Origin of the sequence: Kitasatospora sp. NPDC087271 (assembly GCF_044744605.1) — a bacterium.
Classification (GTDB): domain Bacteria; phylum Actinomycetota; class Actinomycetes; order Streptomycetales; family Streptomycetaceae; genus Kitasatospora.
On record NZ_JBIUYQ010000008.1, the window covers coordinates 175,359 to 191,674 of the forward strand.

Here is a 16,316-nt window from a genome sequence, read left to right on the forward strand (position 1 = left end):
CGTCGCCGCGATGTGGGAGGCCCGCGCCGCCGCCGGCCGCGGGGCCGAACTCGCCTCCTGGGCACGGGAGGTGGCGCTGCCGTCGGTGCGCGGCTCGGCCGGGCTGGTCCGCACCGAGCTGCTCGGCGCGCCCGGCGAACGCGTGCTGCTGATCACCTGGTGGACCGGCGAGCCGGTGCCGGTCGCCGACCCGCCGGCCGACCTGCTCGGCCGCCCGGTGCACCGCTGGTCCTTCACCAGCGAGCACGTCGAATAGGCCCCGTCCGGGAACCGCCGCCCCGACCGCTACCGTGCATAGCTGAGAAGAAGCTGGACGGGAACCGGGAGCGCGCTGCGGTGAACAGGGACGGTCGGAGCAGGACCAGGACGTACGCGGTGGGGGCGCTGGCCCTGCTGGCCCTGGCCACCGGATGCGGCGACAACGGGGGCGCCGCCGCCCCGGCGGCGGCCGGCGGCAGCTCGGCGGCCACGCCCCAGCCCACCGGCGGAGGCGCCGTGCCGACCAGCCCGGCCGGCACGCCCACCACCCCGGCCCCGGCCGGCGGGGACCCGGCGGCCTGGGCGAAGTGGAACCTCAAGCCGCTGGCGCCGGCCCCCGCACCGCCCGCGGACAAGCCCATCAAGCTCGAACGGACCGGCCCCGTACCGGTGTTCAGCGAGGTGAAGACGAGCGACAAGGTCGTCTTCATCACCATCGACGACGGTGCCGAGAAGGACCCGAAGTTCGTCGAGATGCTGACCGAGCTCAAGGTGCCGATCTCGATGTTCCTGACCCGGGACATCGTCAAGAACGACTACGGCTACTTCAAGCCGCTCCAGGCGCTCGGCAACCACATCCAGAACCACACCGTGGACCACCCGGTGATGAGCAAGATCCCGGCGGAGAAGCAGAAGTCCGAGATCTGCGACGCGCAGTCCGCGCTCACCCAGCAGTACGGCACCGCCCCGCTGCTGTTCCGCCCGCCGTTCGGGGACGGCGCCAACACCCCCACCCTGAACAACTCGGTCCAGCAGTGTGGCCCGCGCGCGATGGTGCTCTGGCGCGAGTCGATGCAGATCCACGACATGCAGTACCAGGCGGCGGACAAGAAGCTGAAGTCCGGCGACATCATCCTGGCGCACTTCCGCGGCCCGAAGGAGCTCAAGGGCGCCACGATGACCCAGATGTTCGGCGACCTGCTGGCCCGGATCCAGGAGCAGGGCTTCTCGGTGGCCCGGCTGGAGGACTACATCCAGGCGCCCCCCGCGTAGTCCGGGCGCCCGCCGCGCGGCCGCCTCAGGCGGGTCGGCCGAGCATCATCAGCGGCCCGTTGTCGGTGCGGCTGAGGATCACCGTGACGGCGTTCGGCCCGGAGGGCTTGAGCTGGCGGCGCAGCTCCTCCGGGGTGATCGCCATCCCGCGCTTCTTGATCACCACCGTGCCGACCCCGCGCTCGCGCAGCAGCGCCTTCAGCCGCTTGATGTGGAACGGCAGCACGTCGGTGAGCTCGAAGGCGTGCGCGTACGGGGTGGCCACCAGCTGGTCCGAGGTCAGGTAGGCGATCTTCGGGTCGATCAGCCGGCCGCCCACCTGCTCGGCGACCTCGGCCACCAGGTGGGCCCGGATCACCGCGCCGTCCGGCTCGTACAGGTAGCGCCCGACCGGGCCGGCCGGCGGGTCGGGCAGGTCGCCGCCGGTGAGGCTGGCGGCCTGCGGCAGCAGGGTGGCGCGGTGCGGGCGGGCGGCCCCGGTGCCGAACCAGAGCACCGCCTCCTTCACGTCGCCGTGGTCGGAGACCCACTCCGCCTCGGCGTCGGCCGGGACGGCCTCGTGCGGGATGCCCGGGGCCACCTTCAGCGCGCCGATCGGGGTCCGGCGGCCGGCCTCGATCGCCCAGGAGAGCGGCGGGGCGTACGCCTCCGGGTCGAACACCCGGCCGCGCGCCGTCCGCCGCGCCGGGTCGGTGAACACCGCGTCGTAGCCGGTGACGTCCACCTCGGCGACGTCCGCGCAGCGCACCCGGACCAGGTCGGCCAGGCCCAGCGCGGCCGCGTTGGCGGCGGTGGCGGCGCAGGCCGCCGGGTCCTTGTCGACGGCCAGCACCTCGATCCCGGCCCTGGCCAGCGCCAGCACGTCCCCGCCGATGCCGCAGCACAGGTCGGCCAGCCGGCGGACGCCCAGCTCGGCGAAGCGGCGCGCCCGCCACTCGGCCACGCTGCGCCGGGTGGACTGCTCGACGCCGTTGGGCGTGAAGTACATCAGGTCGGCGTCCGCCCCGAACTTCGCCCGCGCCCGCTGCCGCAGCCGGGCCTGCCCGAAGGCCGCCGACACCAGCTCGGCCGGGTGCTCCCGCCGCAGCCTGGTGGCCAGCGCCAGCTCCTCCTCGGGCGTGAACTCGCGCAGTTCGGCGAGCAGGGCCTGGCCCTCGGGGGCCAGCAGGGGCTGGAGGTTCTCGGTGTCCACGGGGCCATTCTGGCGGGTTGGCGGCCCCACCGGCTCCGACGGCCGGCGCGGTGGGCGGGGTCGCGGCTCGCGGCGGGAGTCCGCCCGGGGGCGGGGTGGTCGCACAGGAGTACGGCTCCGCGCCCGCGGTTCGGGATGCCCGGGCGCGCCGTTGGCACTCTGGTTGACTGAGTGCTAACACCGGCCTATGGTCGTCCTTGGCACTCCCCACTGGGGGAGTGCTAACGCGAAGACGTGTGCCTGACCCCCGCGACGGCAGGCCCACAGGTTCGCTCCTACCCGTTAGAAACCCCGTAATCTCCGAAGGGGAGCTCGGACGTGACCACCAGCAGCAAGGTTGCCATCAAGCCGCTTGAGGACCGCATCGTGGTCCAGCCGCTCGACGCCGAGACCACCACGGCCTCCGGCCTGGTTATCCCGGACACCGCCAAGGAGAAGCCCCAGGAGGGCGTCGTCCTGGCCGTCGGCCCGGGCCGCTTCGAGGACGGCCAGCGTCTGCCGCTCGACGTCGCCGTCGGTGACATCGTCCTGTACTCGAAGTACGGCGGCACCGAGGTGAAGTACCAGGGCGAGGAGTACCTGGTTCTCTCCGCTCGCGACGTTCTCGCCATCATCGAGAAGTAAGTCGTTCCGACCCGCCCCGGATCCGTGTCCCAAGTGACAGGGGCCCGGGGCGTGGTTGTTGGTTCACGTAGTCCGGCGGCCGGTGGGCCGGCCGAAGCCCCGAGGGAATAGGGAACATGGCGAAGATCCTGCAGTTCAACGAGGACGCCCGCCGCTCGCTGGAGCGCGGTGTCAACAAGCTGGCCGACACCGTCAAGGTGACCATCGGCCCCAAGGGCCGCAACGTCGTCATCGACAAGAAGTTCGGCGCCCCGACCATCACCAACGACGGTGTCACCATCGCCCGTGAGGTCGAGCTGGACGACCCGTACGAGAACCTTGGCGCGCAGCTCGTCAAGGAGGTCGCCACCAAGACCAACGACGTCGCGGGTGACGGCACCACCACCGCCACCGTGCTGGCCCAGGCCCTGGTCAACGAGGGTCTGCGCAACGTCGCCGCCGGTGCCGGCCCGGCCGCCCTGAAGAAGGGCATCGACAAGGCCGTCGCCGCCGTCTCCGAGCACCTGCTCTCGGTGGCCCGCGAGATCGAGGGCAAGGACGACGTCGCCGCCGTCGCTTCCCTCTCCGCCCAGGACACCCAGGTCGGCGAGCTGATCGCCGAGGCGATCGACAAGGTCGGCAAGGACGGTGTCATCACCGTCGAGGAGTCGAACACCTTCGGCGTGGAGCTGGACTTCACCGAGGGCATGCAGTTCGACAAGGGCTACCTGTCGCCGTACTTCGTCACCGACGCGGAGCGGCAGGAGGCGGTCCTGGAGGACCCGTACATCCTGATCAACCAGGGCAAGATCTCCTCCATCCAGGAGCTGCTGCCGCTGCTGGAGAAGATCCTCCAGGGCGGTGCCTCCCGGCCGCTGCTGATCATCGCCGAGGACGTCGACGGCGAGGCGCTGTCCACCCTCGTGGTGAACAAGATCCGCGGCACCTTCAACGCGGTCGCCGTCAAGGCCCCGGGCTTCGGCGACCGCCGCAAGGCGATCCTCGGCGACCTGGCCACCCTGACCGGCGGCACGGTCATCTCCGAGGAGGTCGGCCTCAAGCTCGACCAGGTCGGCGTGGACGTGCTGGGCACCGCCCGCCGCGTGACCATCACCAAGGACGAGACCACCGTCGTCGACGGCGCCGGTGACACCGAGGCCGTGGCCGGCCGCGTCGCCCAGATCAAGGGTGAGATCGCCGCCACCGACTCCGACTGGGACCGCGAGAAGCTGCAGGAGCGCCTGGCCAAGCTGGCCGGCGGCGTCTGCGTCATCAAGGTCGGCGCCGCCACCGAGGTGGAGCTGAAGGAGCGCAAGCACCGCCTGGAGGACGCCATCTCGGCGACCCGTGCCGCGGTCGAGGAGGGCATCGTCGCCGGTGGCGGCGCCTCCCTGGTGCACGCCGCCAAGGTGCTGGACGGCGGCCTGGGCCTGTCGGGCGACGAGGCGACCGGTGTCGCGGTGGTCCGCAAGGCGCTGCACGAGCCGCTGCGCTGGATCGCCCAGAACGCCGGCCTGGAGGGCTACGTCATCACCTCCAAGGTCGCCGAGCTGGAGATCGGCCAGGGCTACAACGCGGCCACCGGCGAGTACGGCGACCTGGTGAAGGCCGGCGTCATCGACCCGGTCAAGGTCACCCGCTCCGCCCTGGAGAACGCGGCCTCGATCGCCTCCCTGCTGCTCACCACCGAGACCCTCGTGGTGGAGAAGAAGGAAGAGGAGGCCGAGGCGGGCCACGGCCACGGTCACGGCCACTCGCACTGACGCCTGACGGTCGACCGGAGGCCCGGTCCGCGCCCCTCGGGGTGCGGCCGGGCCTCCGGCGTGTCCGGCGTTTGAGGCTTCAATCATCAGCAGAATTTTGCCATTGGCAAAGATTGCCTTATAACTGAGGCATGATCGAGGCCCGTCACCTGCGCGTTCTGCGTGCCGTCGCCCGCACCGGCTCCTTCTCCGCCGCCGCCCGCGAGCTGGGCTGTACGCAGCCCGCCATCAGCCAGCAGATGAAGGCCCTGGAGAAGTCGGTGGACACCCCGCTGGTGGTCCGCTCCGGCCGGGGCATGCAGCTCAGCGAGGCGGGGCGGGTGCTGCTCAAGCACGCCACCGGGATCCTGGCCGGGCTCTCCGCGGCCGAGGAGGAGATCGCCGCGATCGCCGGGCTGCGGGCCGGGCGGGTGCGGCTGGTCTCCTTCCCGACCGCGAGCTCCACCCTGGTGCCGCCCGCGGTCGCCCGGCTGCGGGACAGCCATCCGGGGGTGCGCGTGTCGCTGGTCGAGGCGGAGCCGCCGGAGTCGCTGGCGATGCTGCGCGGCGGCGAGTGCGAGATCGCGCTGGCCTTCCGCTACCCGCAGTCCGACGGTGGCGCCGCGCTGCCGGCGCCCGCGCACGGGACGCCGCGCGAGGCGCGGGCCGAGGCCAACCTGGAGGCGCAGCAGCTGAGCGCCGGCTCCGACTGGTCCGATCTGGTGGTCACCCCGCTGCTGGACGACCCGCTGGTGGGCCTGCTGCCCGCCGCGCACCGGCTGGCGGGGCGCGGCAGGCCGGTGGAGCTGGCCGAGCTGGCGGGGGAGCAGTGGATCGCGGGCTGCCCGCAGTGCCGGGGGCACCTGGTGGAGCTGTGCGCGGGGGCGGGCTTCGAGCCCCGGATCGACTTCGCGACCGACGACTATCCGGCGGTGGTCGGCCTGGTGGCGGCCGGGCTGGGGGTGGCGGTGCTGCCCAGGCTGGCGCTGGAGTCGGTGCGCCCGGACGGGGTGTCGACGGTGCCGGTGCGGACGGCCGCGGGGGCGCCGGCGGTGCGGCAGGTGGTCGCGCTGACCCTGCCGGATCTGGCCGAGGTGCCGGCCGTGGCGCTGATGCTGGAGCGGCTGGCGGGGTCGGCCGGGCGCTGACCTCTGGGGCCTGAGCGTTCTGGGCTGGGCTTGAACAGCCCGGGACGCCGAGAGGAAACGTTTCTTCACGGCGCGCCGTGGAGGCGGGGCTAGCGCCGGGCGATCGCCGGCGGGGTCAGCGGGACCTCCACCAGTCGGTGCCGCGAACGCCCCAGCATCTCCTCGCGCTCGTCCTCGGTCATCCCGCCCCAGACGCCGTACGGTTCGCGGACCGCCAGCGCGTGCGCCGCGCACTCGGTGATCACCGGGCAGCGCATGCAGACCTCCTTGGCGCTGGCCTCGCGCGAACTCCGCGCGGCCCCGCGTTCGCCCTCGGGGTGGAAGAAGAGCGAACTGTCCACGCCACGGCAGGCTGCGGAGAGCTGCCAGTCCCAGAGGTCCGCGTTGGGACCTGGGAGGCGGGAGAAATCTGCCATGGCTCATTCCCTTCAGAGGCTCGTCGGCCGTGGGCCGGCGCTCAGCGGGCTGCTGCTGGGCGGCACGGCGGGCGTCGATGCACTGGTGTGGACACCTGGAAATATGACTTACGGCAACTCCATGGACAAGTCACCCACAGAGTGGCACAACAGTCAATGACCATACGAAAGCTATAAAAACGGGCAAAGTGGGCAAGGGGTTCGGCGGGCGCGGGCGTGGCATTCGGGTGGCCGACGGGCGCGCGACACTCCGCACCGGTGTGCGGGTCGTGCGCCCACCGCGCGCGAGCTGGGGAAAAGTGCGGCGTGTGCACCGCGATGCGGCTGATCGGTAATGGGTTGGCCACGTACAGTGGTGGAGATGGCCCCGAAGGCCGTAACTCATTCGAGTGACGGTCGTTGGAAGTGCGGAGGCGGTTAGCGGGCGCCGGACGTCGGGAACGATCGCGCGGAATTCGAGGCGATCAGCACGGACTCTGTCGCCGATCGGCCGTGTCGGAGAGGTTCGTACCAGCCAGGAGGCTCAACGTGACGCGGATCAGCTGCGGAGGACGACGGTCATGACTTCCGTTCTCGTTTGCGACGATTCCCCGCTCGCCCGCGAGGCGCTTCGCCGCGCGGTCGCGACCGTACCCGGTGTGGACCGGGTCACCACCGCGACGAACGGGGAGGAGGTCCTCCGCCGCTGGGTGGCCGACCGCTCCGATCTCGTTCTGATGGACGTCCGGATGCCCGGCCTCGGCGGGGTCGAGACGGTCCGGCGGCTGCTGTCCGCCGATCCGGGCGCGCGGATCATCATGCTCACCGTCGCCGAGGACCTCGACGGGGTCGCGCTCGCGGTGGCCGCGGGCGCCCGCGGGTACCTGCACAAGGACGCCTCGCGCGCCGAGCTGCGGGCCACCGTCACCCAGGCCCTCGCCGACCCGACCTGGCGGCTCGCCCCGCGCCGGCTGCGCAGCCCCGACATGGGCGCGGCGCCCACGTTGACGGCGCGTGAGATCCAGGTGCTGGAGGGCATGAGCCACGGCCGCAGCAACGCCGAGATCGGCCGCGAGCTGTTCCTGTCCGAGGACACCGTCAAGACCCACGCCCGACGGCTGTTCAAGAAGCTCGGGGCCTCGGACCGCGCGCACGCGGTGGCGCTGGGTTTCCGCTGGGGCCTGGTCCGCTGACCGCCGGTGGCGCCGCCGGCTGCGGCGCGCCGCCGACGGTTCCCGGGACGGACGTCGTCCGGGCGTGTGACGTTACGGTCCCGAGGTTGCACCATGGAGGAGTGGAGCACCTCGGGGACCAGCGGACAGGCACTGCGGCGAACCACACGGCCGCGGGACATGCGGCGGACGGCGCGAAGGACGGGACCACCGACGGCGGCGGGGCGGGAGGCGGTACGGTGCAGGAGGGGCCGGTGGTGCGCGGCGGCACGCCGTACGGCGCCGCAGCGCATAACGTTCCGGTGCACAACTCCGGACGCGGTGCCGCGTTTTCCCGCTCGACCAGGCACCATGGACCGATGCGTGACGACGTCGCCGGTGCGGCCGGCCAGGCGGACCCGGTGGAGGCCGAGCCCTCCGGCCCGGGTGGCGATCCGTCGTACGCCGACCCCGGCGGCCCCGGCGCGGTGCCCGGCCCCGGTCGACCGCCGGTGCTCGGCGCGGGCGGCTCCCCGCTGGTGGGCGAGCTCGTCGCGGCCGCCGTCCGCGGTGAGGGCCCGGCCATCGACGCCCTGCTCGCCTACGTCCATCCGCTGGCGCTGCGCTACTGCCGCGGCCGGCTGGTCCGGCTGCCCGGCGGCGCCCGGCACCACGTGGACGACGTCGCGCAGGAGGTCTGCGTCGCGGTGTTGTGCGCGCTGCCCCGGTACAAGGACCAGGGGCGACCGTTCGAGGCCTTCGTCTACGGCATCGCCGCGCACAAGATCGCCGATCTGCAGCGGGCCGCGATGCGCGGGCCCGGCTCGACGGTCGTTCCGCAGGACGACCTGCCGGAGGTGCCGGACGAGGCGCTCGGCCCGGAGGAGCAGGCGCTGCTGAGCAGCGACGCGGCCTGGGCCAAGGAACTGCTCTCCAACCTGCCGGCCCGTCAGCGCGAACTGGTGCTGCTGCGGGTGGCCGCCGGGCTGTCGGCGGAGGAGACCGGCGAGGTGCTGGGGATGTCCCCGGGCGCCGTCCGGGTGGCGCAGCACCGGGCGCTCAGCCGGCTGCGGGCGCTGGCGGAGGAGTCCTCCTGAAGCCCTGACCGGCCGGAATGAGCCACGGGGGGCCGGTGTTGTCAAGGGCACACGAGGACACATTCGCGGTGCCAGTACCATGGGGTATCGGCGCCTGGGCGGGTTGCCAAAGTTTCGCGGGTGCGCGCGGGGTTCCCCTGGAGGTTCCTCCAAAACCACCCGGCTTCGGCGGTCTGCTGCGAGTGAGCGATGAACGCGCCCCACCCTCAGGGCGTGAGCGGAATAGGCCGGCCACGGAAGGTACCCCCCAAATGTCTTACAACGCCGCAGGCGTACCCGAGAAGTTCGCCATGCTCGGGCTCACGTTCGATGACGTCCTGCTGCTGCCCGGGGCCTCCGCGGTGCTGCCGAACCAGGTCGACACCTCCTCGCGGGTCTCCCGGAGCGTGCGCGTGAACATCCCGCTGCTCTCCGCCGCGATGGACAAGGTCACCGAGGCGCGGATGGCGATCTCGATGGCCCGCCAGGGCGGCGTCGGCGTGCTGCACCGCAACCTGTCGGTCGAGGACCAGGCCAACCAGGTCGACCTGGTGAAGCGCTCCGAGTCCGGCATGGTCACCGACCCGATCACGGTCGGCCCGGACACCACGCTGGCCGAGGCCGACGCGCTGTGCGCCAAGTTCCGCATCTCCGGCGTGCCGATCGCGGACGAGGCCGGCAAGCTGCTCGGCATCGTCACCAACCGTGACATGGCCTTCGAGTCGGACCGCAGCCGCCAGGTCCGCGAGATCATGACCCCGATGCCGCTGATCACCGGCAAGGTCGGCATCTCCGGGGTGGACGCGATGGCGCTGCTGCGCCGCCACAAGATCGAGAAGCTGCCGCTGGTCGACGACGAGGGCCGGATCAAGGGCCTGATCACCGTCAAGGACTTCGTCAAGGCCGAGCAGTACCCGAACGCCGCCAAGGACGCCGAGGGCCGCCTGCTGGTCGGTGCCGCCGTCGGTGCCAGCGCCGAGGCGTTCGACCGGGCCCAGGCCCTGGTCGAGGCCGGTGCGGACTTCCTGGTCGTGGACACCTCGCACGGCCACAGCCACAACGCGCTGGCCTGGATCGGCAAGATCAAGTCGGCCGTCGGGATCGACGTGGTCGGCGGCAACGTGGCCACCCGCGACGGCGCCCAGGCGCTGATCGACGCCGGCGTGGACGGCGTCAAGGTCGGCGTCGGCCCCGGCTCCATCTGCACCACCCGCGTGGTCGCCGGCATCGGCGTCCCGCAGATCACCGCCATCTACGAGGCCGCGGTGGCCTGTCAGGCGGCCGGCGTGCCGGTCATCGGCGACGGCGGTCTCCAGTACTCCGGCGACATCGGCAAGGCGCTGGCCGCCGGCGCCGACACCGTGATGCTGGGCTCGCTGCTGGCCGGCTGCGAGGAGTCCCCGGGCGAGCTGATGTTCATCAACGGCAAGCAGTTCAAGTCCTACCGCGGCATGGGATCGCTGGGCGCGATGCAGTCCCGCGGCCAGGGCCGCTCGTACTCCAAGGACCGCTACTTCCAGGCCGAGGTGGCCTCGGACGACAAGCTCGTCCCCGAGGGCATCGAGGGCCAGGTGCCCTACCGCGGCCCGCTGTCGGCCGTGCTGCACCAGCTGGTCGGCGGCCTGCGCCAGACCATGGGCTACGTCGGCGCCGCCACCATCGCCGAGATGGAGAGCAAGGGCCGCTTCGTCCGGATCACCTCGGCGGGCCTCAAGGAGAGCCACCCGCACGACATCCAGATGACCGTCGAGGCGCCGAACTACTCCAACCGCTGAGTCCGCGGACATCGAGGGCCCGTCGCCGCACCCCGGCGCCGGGCCCTTCGGCGCGCCCGGGGGCGGGGGCGGGCCGCCGGGGTGGGCCCCGCGCCCCGGAGGCGAGCGCGCGAGGCAACCGGGGTGCGGGATACTGGGGGCGGCCGGGGTGACCCGGCGGGCATGAGCAACAAACCAGAAGGGCTCGAAGTGACTGAGATCGAGATCGGGCGAGGCAAGCGCGGCCGACGGGCGTACTCCTTCGACGACATCGCCGTCGTCCCCAGCCGCCGTACCCGGGACCCGAAGGAGGTCTCGATCGCCTGGCAGATCGACGCCTACCGCTTCGAGCTGCCGTTCCTGGCCGCCCCGATGGACAGCGTGGTCTCGCCGCAGCAGGCCATCGCCATCGGCCGCCTCGGCGGCCTCGGCGTGCTGAACCTGGAAGGCCTCTGGACCCGCTACGAGGACCCGCAGCCGCTGCTCGACGAGATCGCCACGATCACCGACGAGGCCGCCGCGACCCGCCGCCTCCAGGAGATCTACGCCGCGCCGATCCGCGCCGAGCTGATCAAGCAGCGGATCCAGGAGGTCCGCGACTCCGGTGTGGTCACCGCCGCCGCGCTCTCGCCGCAGCGCACCGCCGAGTTCTCCAAGGCCGTCGTGGACGCCGGCGTCGACGTCTTCGTCATCCGCGGCACCACCGTCTCGGCCGAGCACGTGTCCAGCGGCGCGGAGCCGCTCAACCTCAAGCAGTTCATCTACGAGCTGGACGTCCCGGTGATCGTCGGCGGCTGCGCCACGTACACCGCGGCCCTGCACCTGATGCGCACCGGCGCGGCCGGCGTGCTGGTCGGCTTCGGCGGCGGCGCCGCCCACACCACCCGGGGCGTCCTCGGCATCCAGGTGCCGATGGCCACCGCCGTCGCCGACGTGGCCGCGGCCCGCCGGGACTACATGGACGAGTCCGGCGGCCGCTACGTGCACGTGATCGCGGACGGCGGCGTCGGCTACAGCGGCGACATCCCGAAGGCCGTCGCCTGCGGCGCCGACGCGGTGATGATCGGTGCCGCGCTGGCCCGCGCCACCGACGCGCCCGGCAAGGGCTTCCACTGGGGCATGGAGGCCGTCCACGAGGAGCTGCCGCGCGGCAAGCGGGTGGACCTCGGCACGGTCGGCACCACCGAAGAGATCCTGACCGGTCCCTCGCACACCCCCGACGGCACCATGAACCTGTTCGGCGCGCTGCGCCGCGCGATGGCCACCACCGGCTACACCGAGCTCAAGGAGTTCCAGCGGGTCGAGGTGACCGTCAACCCGGCGCTCAACCACCGCTGAGACGCGTCGTGGTGAAGGCCCCCGTCGGTTCCGGCCGGCGGGGGCCTCGGGCTGTCCGGACCGGAGTCAGCCGCGGTTGGCGGTGCGGCGGGTGAGGAGGAAGCCGCCGACCAGGGCGATGCCGTAGAAGGCGAGGTCGAGCGCGCGCAGCTCGGCGCGCCAGTGCGCCAGGGCGTCGTGCGGCAGGCCGCGCGGGCCGGGGCCGGCCGCGTGCACCCGGCGGAGCTGGCCGGTCAGCTGGCCGAGCAGCAGCGCGCAGGCCGCGAGCAGCGCGCCGAGCAGCGGCAGCACCCGGCTGCGGCCGCCGAGCCGGCCGAGCGGTAAGGCGACCAGGGCGGCGAGGGCGATGGCCAGCCAGCCGAGGCTGTCCGCGGCCCGGGCCGGCGCGCAGCCGTAGGCCAGGCCGCCGAGCAGCATGGCGAGGAGGGCGAGGGCGACCGCCAGGGCGGTGCGGCGGCGCGGGCCCGTCCGGTGGGAGCGGACGGCGGGGACGTATCCGGCCACCGGGACACCGGGCATACCGGGCGCGACGTAGCCCTCGGGGGAATCCAGGGTGGGTGTGACCGAGTAGTGCTGGGCGGTGCGCGGCCGGCCCGACTGGCCGTCAGCGCCCGGTGCGGGTGCGGTCATGGGCGTCGGATCCCCCCGGAAAGACGATGAGCTGCCGAACGGTAGCAGCGCCCCGGCCAGATCTTGGCGAGTTTTCGATCACAGATCGGGCACGGAGCGCCGAGCCCGATCCGGCACGCCCCGGATCGGGTGCGGGGGCCGGGTGGTCCCGGCCCCCGGGGACAGGGGATGATGGAGACTTGGGCGTTCGGGCCTGAGGCCGGGCCGACACGCCGTCACCACGACCGCCAGCAGCACATGGGGGAACGTTCCGAATGACCCAGGCGCAGGGTTCCACCGGCCGCCTCCTGGCCGGCCGCTACCGGCTGAACGGCGTGCTCGGGCGCGGCGGCATGGGCACCGTCTGGCGCGCCGAGGACGAGATGCTGGGGCGGACCGTCGCGGTCAAGGAACTGCGGATGAACGCCAGCGTCGAGGAGGAGGAGAAGCACCGGCTGATCGTCCGGACGCTGCGCGAGGCCAAGGCCACCGCACGGATCCGGCACAACTCGGCGGTCACCGTCTTCGACGTGGTCGACGAGGACGACCGGCCGTGGATCGTCATGGAGCTGGTCGAGTCCCGCTCGCTGGCCGACGTCATCCGGGAGGACGGGCCGCTGGCCCCCGCCCGGGCCGCCGAGATCGCGCTCGACGTGCTCGGCGTGCTGAGCGCCGCGCACGCGCTGGGCATCCTGCACCGGGACGTCAAGCCGTCCAACGTGCTGATCGGCGACGACGGCCGGGTCGTGCTCACCGACTTCGGCATCGCCAGCGTGGAGGGCGACGCCTCGGTCACCTCCACCGGCATGCTGGTCGGCGCGCCCTCGTACATATCCCCGGAGCGGGCCCGCGGGCAGAAGCCCGGGCCGCCGGCCGACCTGTGGTCGCTGGGCGGCACGCTGTACGCGATGGTCGAGGGCCGGCCGCCGTACGACCGGGGCTCGGCGCTGGCCACCCTGACGGCGGTGATGACGGAGGAGCTGACCGCTCCGGTGAACGCCGGGGCGCTGCAGCCGGTGATCGAGGGGCTGCTCGCCAAGGACCCGGCCGAGCGGCTGGACGCCTCGCAGACCCGGTCGATGCTGAAGCGGGTCGTCGCGGAGGCCACCTCGAAGGCCGAGTCGACCACCGTGCACGCGCTGCCGGTCGAGCGGCCGGCCGCCGCGGTGGAGCAGGAGGAGGCCCCGGCGGAGGCCGAGGAGGGCCGCAAGCGGTCCATCGGCGGGCTGCTGGGGACGGTCCGGGTGGGCAGCCGGGCCAAGGACGAGGAGCCCGCCGCCGCGGCGGAGCCCGTCGTGGAGCCGGCGCCCGAGCCCGCTTCGCCGTCCTCGGAGGTGGCGTCGGGCTCGGCGTCGGGTTCGGCTCCGGCGGCCGAGCCGATCCGGCCGGTGACCAGTGAGTGGACCCTGGGCGCCACGCAGGCGGCCGGTGCCGACCCGCGCAACGGGCGGCGGCGGCTGGCCGTCGTCACCGTGGTGCTGGTCCTGCTGCTGATCGCCGGGGTGGTCGCGGTGCTCCAGGCCGTCGGCAACGGGGACGACTCGTCGGCGAACGGCGCGGGCGCCACCTCGTCGGTCTCGACCGGCCCCGAGACCGGGCCGAGCGGGACCCAGGCCGCGTCCGTTCCGCCCGCGGAGCCGGAGCCGGGCACCGACAAGCCCGCCCCGGAGAAGCCGGCCACCGACACGCCGGCCCCCGACAAGCCGGCCGACACGCCCGGCCCCTCCGCGGCGAACCCGCCGGCCGCCGGCTCGCCCGCCACCACCCCCGCGCAGAGCCCGACCCCTCCGGGGACCGCCGTGCCGGCCGGTTACCACGAGTACAAGGACCCGACCGGCTTCTCGGTCGTCCTGCCGGACTGGCTCCAGCCGGCCGGCTCGGAGGGCGTCCGCCGGATCTTCAAGGGCAACGGCAGTACCCTGACCATCGAGTGGACCACCACCCCCGGTCCCAGCGCCGTCGCCGACTGGCAGGAGTCCGAGCCGGGCCTGCGTTCGAAGGTCACCAACTACCAGCGGGTCAACCTGGCCGCGATCAACTACCGGCAGTGGAGCAACGCGGCCGACTGGGAGTGGATCAGCGGCACGCCGCGCACGCACTCGCTCAACCGGGGCTTCGTCACCGGGAACCCGGCCAAGTACGGCTACGCGATCTACTGGATCACCCCGGACGCGGACTGGGGTGCCCCGGCCAACTCCCAGGCCCGGGACACGGCCTTCGCCACTTTCCAGCCCGCGCCGTAGATCCTGGCCCCGGCCGGACAGGGCCTAGCCGATCAGGCGGGCCTTGGCCCGGGTGAACTCCTCGTCGGTGAGCGCGCCGGAGGCGTGCAGGGCGGCCAACCGCTCCAGCTGGCCGAGGAGTTGGTCGCCCGCGCTGAGATCGGCGGGGGCGGTGTCGGCCGCCGGGCGGGCGGCCGACGCGGCTTTGCGGGCGAGCCGGGCGGCCTCCCGGAGCTGCTCGGCGAAGACGTCGGCCTTGGCCACGTCCTCGAACCGGTGCGAGCCGGTCAGCGCGACGACGGTGAGCACGTCGCCGTTGAGCTTGGTCCTGGCCACGGCCGCGTCCGTGACCGCCGTAAGCGGAACCGGGACCGGCGGTTTACCGTCCTTGAGAAAGAGCAGTCGGTGGGTCGTGAGGACGAGCACGCCCTTGCGGAAGTGGTCGGGATGGCGCCCGGCCGTCGAGGCGACCGGATTCTCGCCGTCGATGACGGCCGCCTCCACGGTGCGCACGGCCTCGGCCTGATTGGCTTGGCTGTTGTTTCCCGCCACCTTGAAGGCGGTGTCGATCAGATCGGTCCAGTCCATGGGACCGAGCGTAAAGGAGCCGCTCAGTAGGCTGCTCGGTGAGCGAGAGGAACTGGCATGCGAGGCGGCCCGGGGCAATTGCTGGCGGGACGGTACCGGCTGACGGACCGTCCCGAACTCCTGCGGGCCCTGGCGGTGGACGACCGCACCGGGGAGTCCGTGCTGCTGCGCGCCCTGGAGCTGCCCGCGCTGCTGACCACCGGTCAGGACCTGGACGGCGAGGTGCCCGCGCACGCCGACCGGCTGGTCCGCCGGGTGGCGGCGGTCGGCTCGTCCGCGCCGACCGGGCACCCCCGGCTGCTGCGCGGGCTCGGTGCCTTCGTCGAGGGCGAACTGCTGTGGACGGTGGAGGAGCGGTCGGGCGCCATGACGCTGGCGGACCTGGTGGCGGCCGGACCGGTGCCGCCCTACCGGGCGGCCGAGCTGGCGGCGGACCTGGCCGGCGCGCTGCGGGCGCTGCACGAGGACGGACTCGTCCACGGGAACCTGACCCCCGAGTCCGTGCTGGTCTGCGAGGACGGCGCGGCGATGCTCGGCGGGCTGCTGTCCGGGGTGGCGCAGGAGGCGCTGGCCGAGGACCTCGGCGGCCCGGGCGGGCGCCGCCGGTACGACGTGCGGGCCACCCTGGTCGGCCCGGTGGCGGAGCGCTGGCCGCTGGACGGCGGCCCGGCGGGCGACTGCTGGGCGCTCGGGGTGCTGGTGCAGCGGCTGGTCACCGGCCGCTCGCCGTTCCCGGACGGCGGCGTGCCGGAGCTGGTGTCGGCGGTCCGGGACGGGCGGCGGGAGCCCGCCGCGGCCTGCGGGCCGCTGGCGCCGCTGGTCGAGCGGCTGCTGCAGCCCGACCCCTCGCTGCGGCCGACCGCCGAGGAGGCCCGCCGGGAGCTGGCGGCGCTGCTCGCGGGCGCGCCGGAGCCGGTCGACGAGGAGTGGGCGGCGCGGGCGCTGGTGCTGAGACCGGAGGCCCCGCTGGTGCGGCGTCGGCGCGGGCGGGGTGGTGGACGGGGGCGGCCGGAGGTCGTCGTGGGCGCGAACGTCGGGGTGGGCGCCGGGCGGCCGGACGAGGTGCGGCCGCCGCGGATACCTCCGGCGCTGCTCGGCCCGCTGCTGGTCGGGGGCGTGTTCCTGCTGCTGGTGCTGGGAGTGACCGCGGTGGTGCTGTTCGCAGGCTGACGGCCCCGGACTGTCCCGGGCCGTCGGTCCGACGGGTGAGCGTGATTACCGGGGCTGGCAAGGTGCGCCTAATGTGT

At 73.4% G+C, this 16,316-nt stretch carries 15 protein-coding genes; 11 read left to right on the forward strand and 4 right to left on the reverse strand.

Annotated features, from left to right (window positions below; genetic code table 11):
* The first annotated feature begins 10 nt into the window (after positions 1-10).
* Together ACIO9K_RS16440 and ACIO9K_RS16445 are read left to right on the forward strand one after the other, a co-directional pair.
* Positions 11-256, forward strand: coding sequence for a hypothetical protein (locus ACIO9K_RS16440; RefSeq protein WP_363618007.1), 246 nt, complete (start codon positions 11-13; stop codon positions 254-256).
* 80 nt (positions 257-336) lie between these two features.
* Positions 337-1,251 carry a polysaccharide deacetylase family protein gene (locus tag ACIO9K_RS16445; protein ID WP_400330334.1) on the forward strand — a complete coding sequence of 305 codons (915 nt, stop codon included), beginning with the start codon at positions 337-339 and terminating at the stop codon, positions 1,249-1,251.
* A gap of 25 nt (positions 1,252-1,276) precedes the next feature.
* Here the strand turns inward: ACIO9K_RS16445 and ACIO9K_RS16450 are convergent, their stop codons facing one another.
* The gene (locus tag ACIO9K_RS16450; protein WP_400330337.1) at positions 1,277-2,443 is read right to left on the reverse strand and encodes an SAM-dependent methyltransferase; all 1,167 of its coding nucleotides are present in this window, start codon (positions 2,441-2,443) and stop codon (positions 1,277-1,279) included.
* A gap of 318 nt (positions 2,444-2,761) precedes the next feature.
* Here ACIO9K_RS16450 and groES point away from each other — a divergent pair, with 318 nt between their 5' ends.
* From groES to ACIO9K_RS16465, 3 genes are all read left to right on the forward strand, one after another.
* On the forward strand, positions 2,762-3,067 hold the full coding sequence (gene groES / locus ACIO9K_RS16455; RefSeq protein ID WP_014136232.1) for a co-chaperone GroES: 306 nt from the start codon (positions 2,762-2,764) through the stop codon (positions 3,065-3,067).
* A 116-nt stretch (positions 3,068-3,183) separates the two neighbouring features.
* Entirely contained in the window at positions 3,184-4,809 is a 1,626-nt protein-coding gene (groL, locus tag ACIO9K_RS16460; RefSeq protein ID WP_063348995.1) for a chaperonin GroEL, read from the forward strand.
* A 131-nt stretch (positions 4,810-4,940) separates the two neighbouring features.
* On the forward strand, positions 4,941-5,936 hold the full coding sequence (locus tag ACIO9K_RS16465) for a LysR family transcriptional regulator (RefSeq protein WP_363580148.1): 996 nt from the start codon (positions 4,941-4,943) through the stop codon (positions 5,934-5,936).
* 89 nt (positions 5,937-6,025) lie between these two features.
* Here the strand turns inward: ACIO9K_RS16465 and ACIO9K_RS16470 are convergent, their stop codons facing one another.
* Positions 6,026-6,352, reverse strand: a complete 327-nt coding sequence (locus ACIO9K_RS16470; protein WP_063348997.1) for a WhiB family transcriptional regulator — start codon at positions 6,350-6,352, stop codon at positions 6,026-6,028.
* A 560-nt stretch (positions 6,353-6,912) separates the two neighbouring features.
* Here ACIO9K_RS16470 and ACIO9K_RS16475 point away from each other — a divergent pair.
* The 4 genes from ACIO9K_RS16475 (at position 6,913) to ACIO9K_RS16490 (ending at position 11,650) form a co-directional block, all read left to right on the forward strand.
* A complete protein-coding gene (locus ACIO9K_RS16475) occupies positions 6,913-7,524 on the forward strand; it encodes a response regulator transcription factor (protein ID WP_014136228.1) in 612 nt (203 codons plus the stop codon).
* Positions 7,525-7,862: 338 nt separating this feature from the next.
* Entirely contained in the window at positions 7,863-8,579 is a 717-nt protein-coding gene (gene shbA, locus ACIO9K_RS16480) for an RNA polymerase sigma factor ShbA (RefSeq protein WP_079135824.1), read from the forward strand.
* Between the two features lie 251 nt (positions 8,580-8,830).
* Positions 8,831-10,333: an IMP dehydrogenase gene (gene guaB / locus ACIO9K_RS16485; RefSeq protein ID WP_400330342.1), complete on the forward strand. Its 1,503-nt coding sequence runs from the start codon at positions 8,831-8,833 to the stop codon at positions 10,331-10,333.
* Between the two features lie 189 nt (positions 10,334-10,522).
* Positions 10,523-11,650: a GuaB3 family IMP dehydrogenase-related protein gene (locus ACIO9K_RS16490; protein WP_063348999.1), complete on the forward strand. Its 1,128-nt coding sequence runs from the start codon at positions 10,523-10,525 to the stop codon at positions 11,648-11,650.
* Between the two features lie 66 nt (positions 11,651-11,716).
* Here ACIO9K_RS16490 and ACIO9K_RS16495 read toward each other — a convergent pair whose 3' ends face one another.
* On the reverse strand, positions 11,717-12,280 hold the full coding sequence (locus tag ACIO9K_RS16495; RefSeq protein ID WP_363618015.1) for a hypothetical protein: 564 nt from the start codon (positions 12,278-12,280) through the stop codon (positions 11,717-11,719).
* Positions 12,281-12,534: 254 nt separating this feature from the next.
* On the opposite strand from ACIO9K_RS16495, the gene ACIO9K_RS16500 reads away from it, so the two are divergent.
* Positions 12,535-14,502, forward strand: coding sequence for a protein kinase (locus tag ACIO9K_RS16500; protein WP_400330346.1), 1,968 nt, complete (start codon positions 12,535-12,537; stop codon positions 14,500-14,502).
* A 24-nt stretch (positions 14,503-14,526) separates the two neighbouring features.
* On the opposite strand, the gene ACIO9K_RS16505 is transcribed toward ACIO9K_RS16500, so the two are convergent.
* The gene (locus ACIO9K_RS16505) at positions 14,527-15,069 is read right to left on the reverse strand and encodes an SHOCT domain-containing protein (RefSeq protein ID WP_363618019.1); all 543 of its coding nucleotides are present in this window, start codon (positions 15,067-15,069) and stop codon (positions 14,527-14,529) included.
* Between the two features lie 57 nt (positions 15,070-15,126).
* On the opposite strand from ACIO9K_RS16505, the gene ACIO9K_RS16510 reads away from it, so the two are divergent.
* Positions 15,127-16,239: a protein kinase gene (locus ACIO9K_RS16510; protein ID WP_400330350.1), complete on the forward strand. Its 1,113-nt coding sequence runs from the start codon at positions 15,127-15,129 to the stop codon at positions 16,237-16,239.
* Positions 16,240-16,316: the final 77 nt, after the last annotated feature.

Bases quoted from the DNA above. Each gene is read 5' to 3' on its own strand.
- ACIO9K_RS16440 (WP_363618007.1), top strand. From the start codon at position 11: ATGTGGGAGGCCCGCGCCGCCGCCGGCCGCGGGGCCGAACTCGCCTCC.
- groL (WP_063348995.1), top strand. From the start codon at position 3,184: ATGGCGAAGATCCTGCAGTTCAACGAGGACGCCCGCCGCTCGCTGGAG.
- ACIO9K_RS16465 (WP_363580148.1), top strand. From the start codon at position 4,941: ATGATCGAGGCCCGTCACCTGCGCGTTCTGCGTGCCGTCGCCCGCACC.
- ACIO9K_RS16470 (WP_063348997.1), bottom strand. From the start codon at position 6,352: ATGGCAGATTTCTCCCGCCTCCCAGGTCCCAACGCGGACCTCTGGGAC.
- ACIO9K_RS16475 (WP_014136228.1), top strand. From the start codon at position 6,913: ATGACTTCCGTTCTCGTTTGCGACGATTCCCCGCTCGCCCGCGAGGCG.
- shbA (WP_079135824.1), top strand. From the start codon at position 7,863: ATGCGTGACGACGTCGCCGGTGCGGCCGGCCAGGCGGACCCGGTGGAG.
- guaB (WP_400330342.1), top strand. From the start codon at position 8,831: ATGTCTTACAACGCCGCAGGCGTACCCGAGAAGTTCGCCATGCTCGGG.
- ACIO9K_RS16495 (WP_363618015.1), bottom strand. From the start codon at position 12,280: ATGACCGCACCCGCACCGGGCGCTGACGGCCAGTCGGGCCGGCCGCGC.
- ACIO9K_RS16500 (WP_400330346.1), top strand. From the start codon at position 12,535: ATGACCCAGGCGCAGGGTTCCACCGGCCGCCTCCTGGCCGGCCGCTAC.
- ACIO9K_RS16505 (WP_363618019.1), bottom strand. From the start codon at position 15,069: ATGGACTGGACCGATCTGATCGACACCGCCTTCAAGGTGGCGGGAAAC.
- ACIO9K_RS16510 (WP_400330350.1), top strand. From the start codon at position 15,127: ATGCGAGGCGGCCCGGGGCAATTGCTGGCGGGACGGTACCGGCTGACG.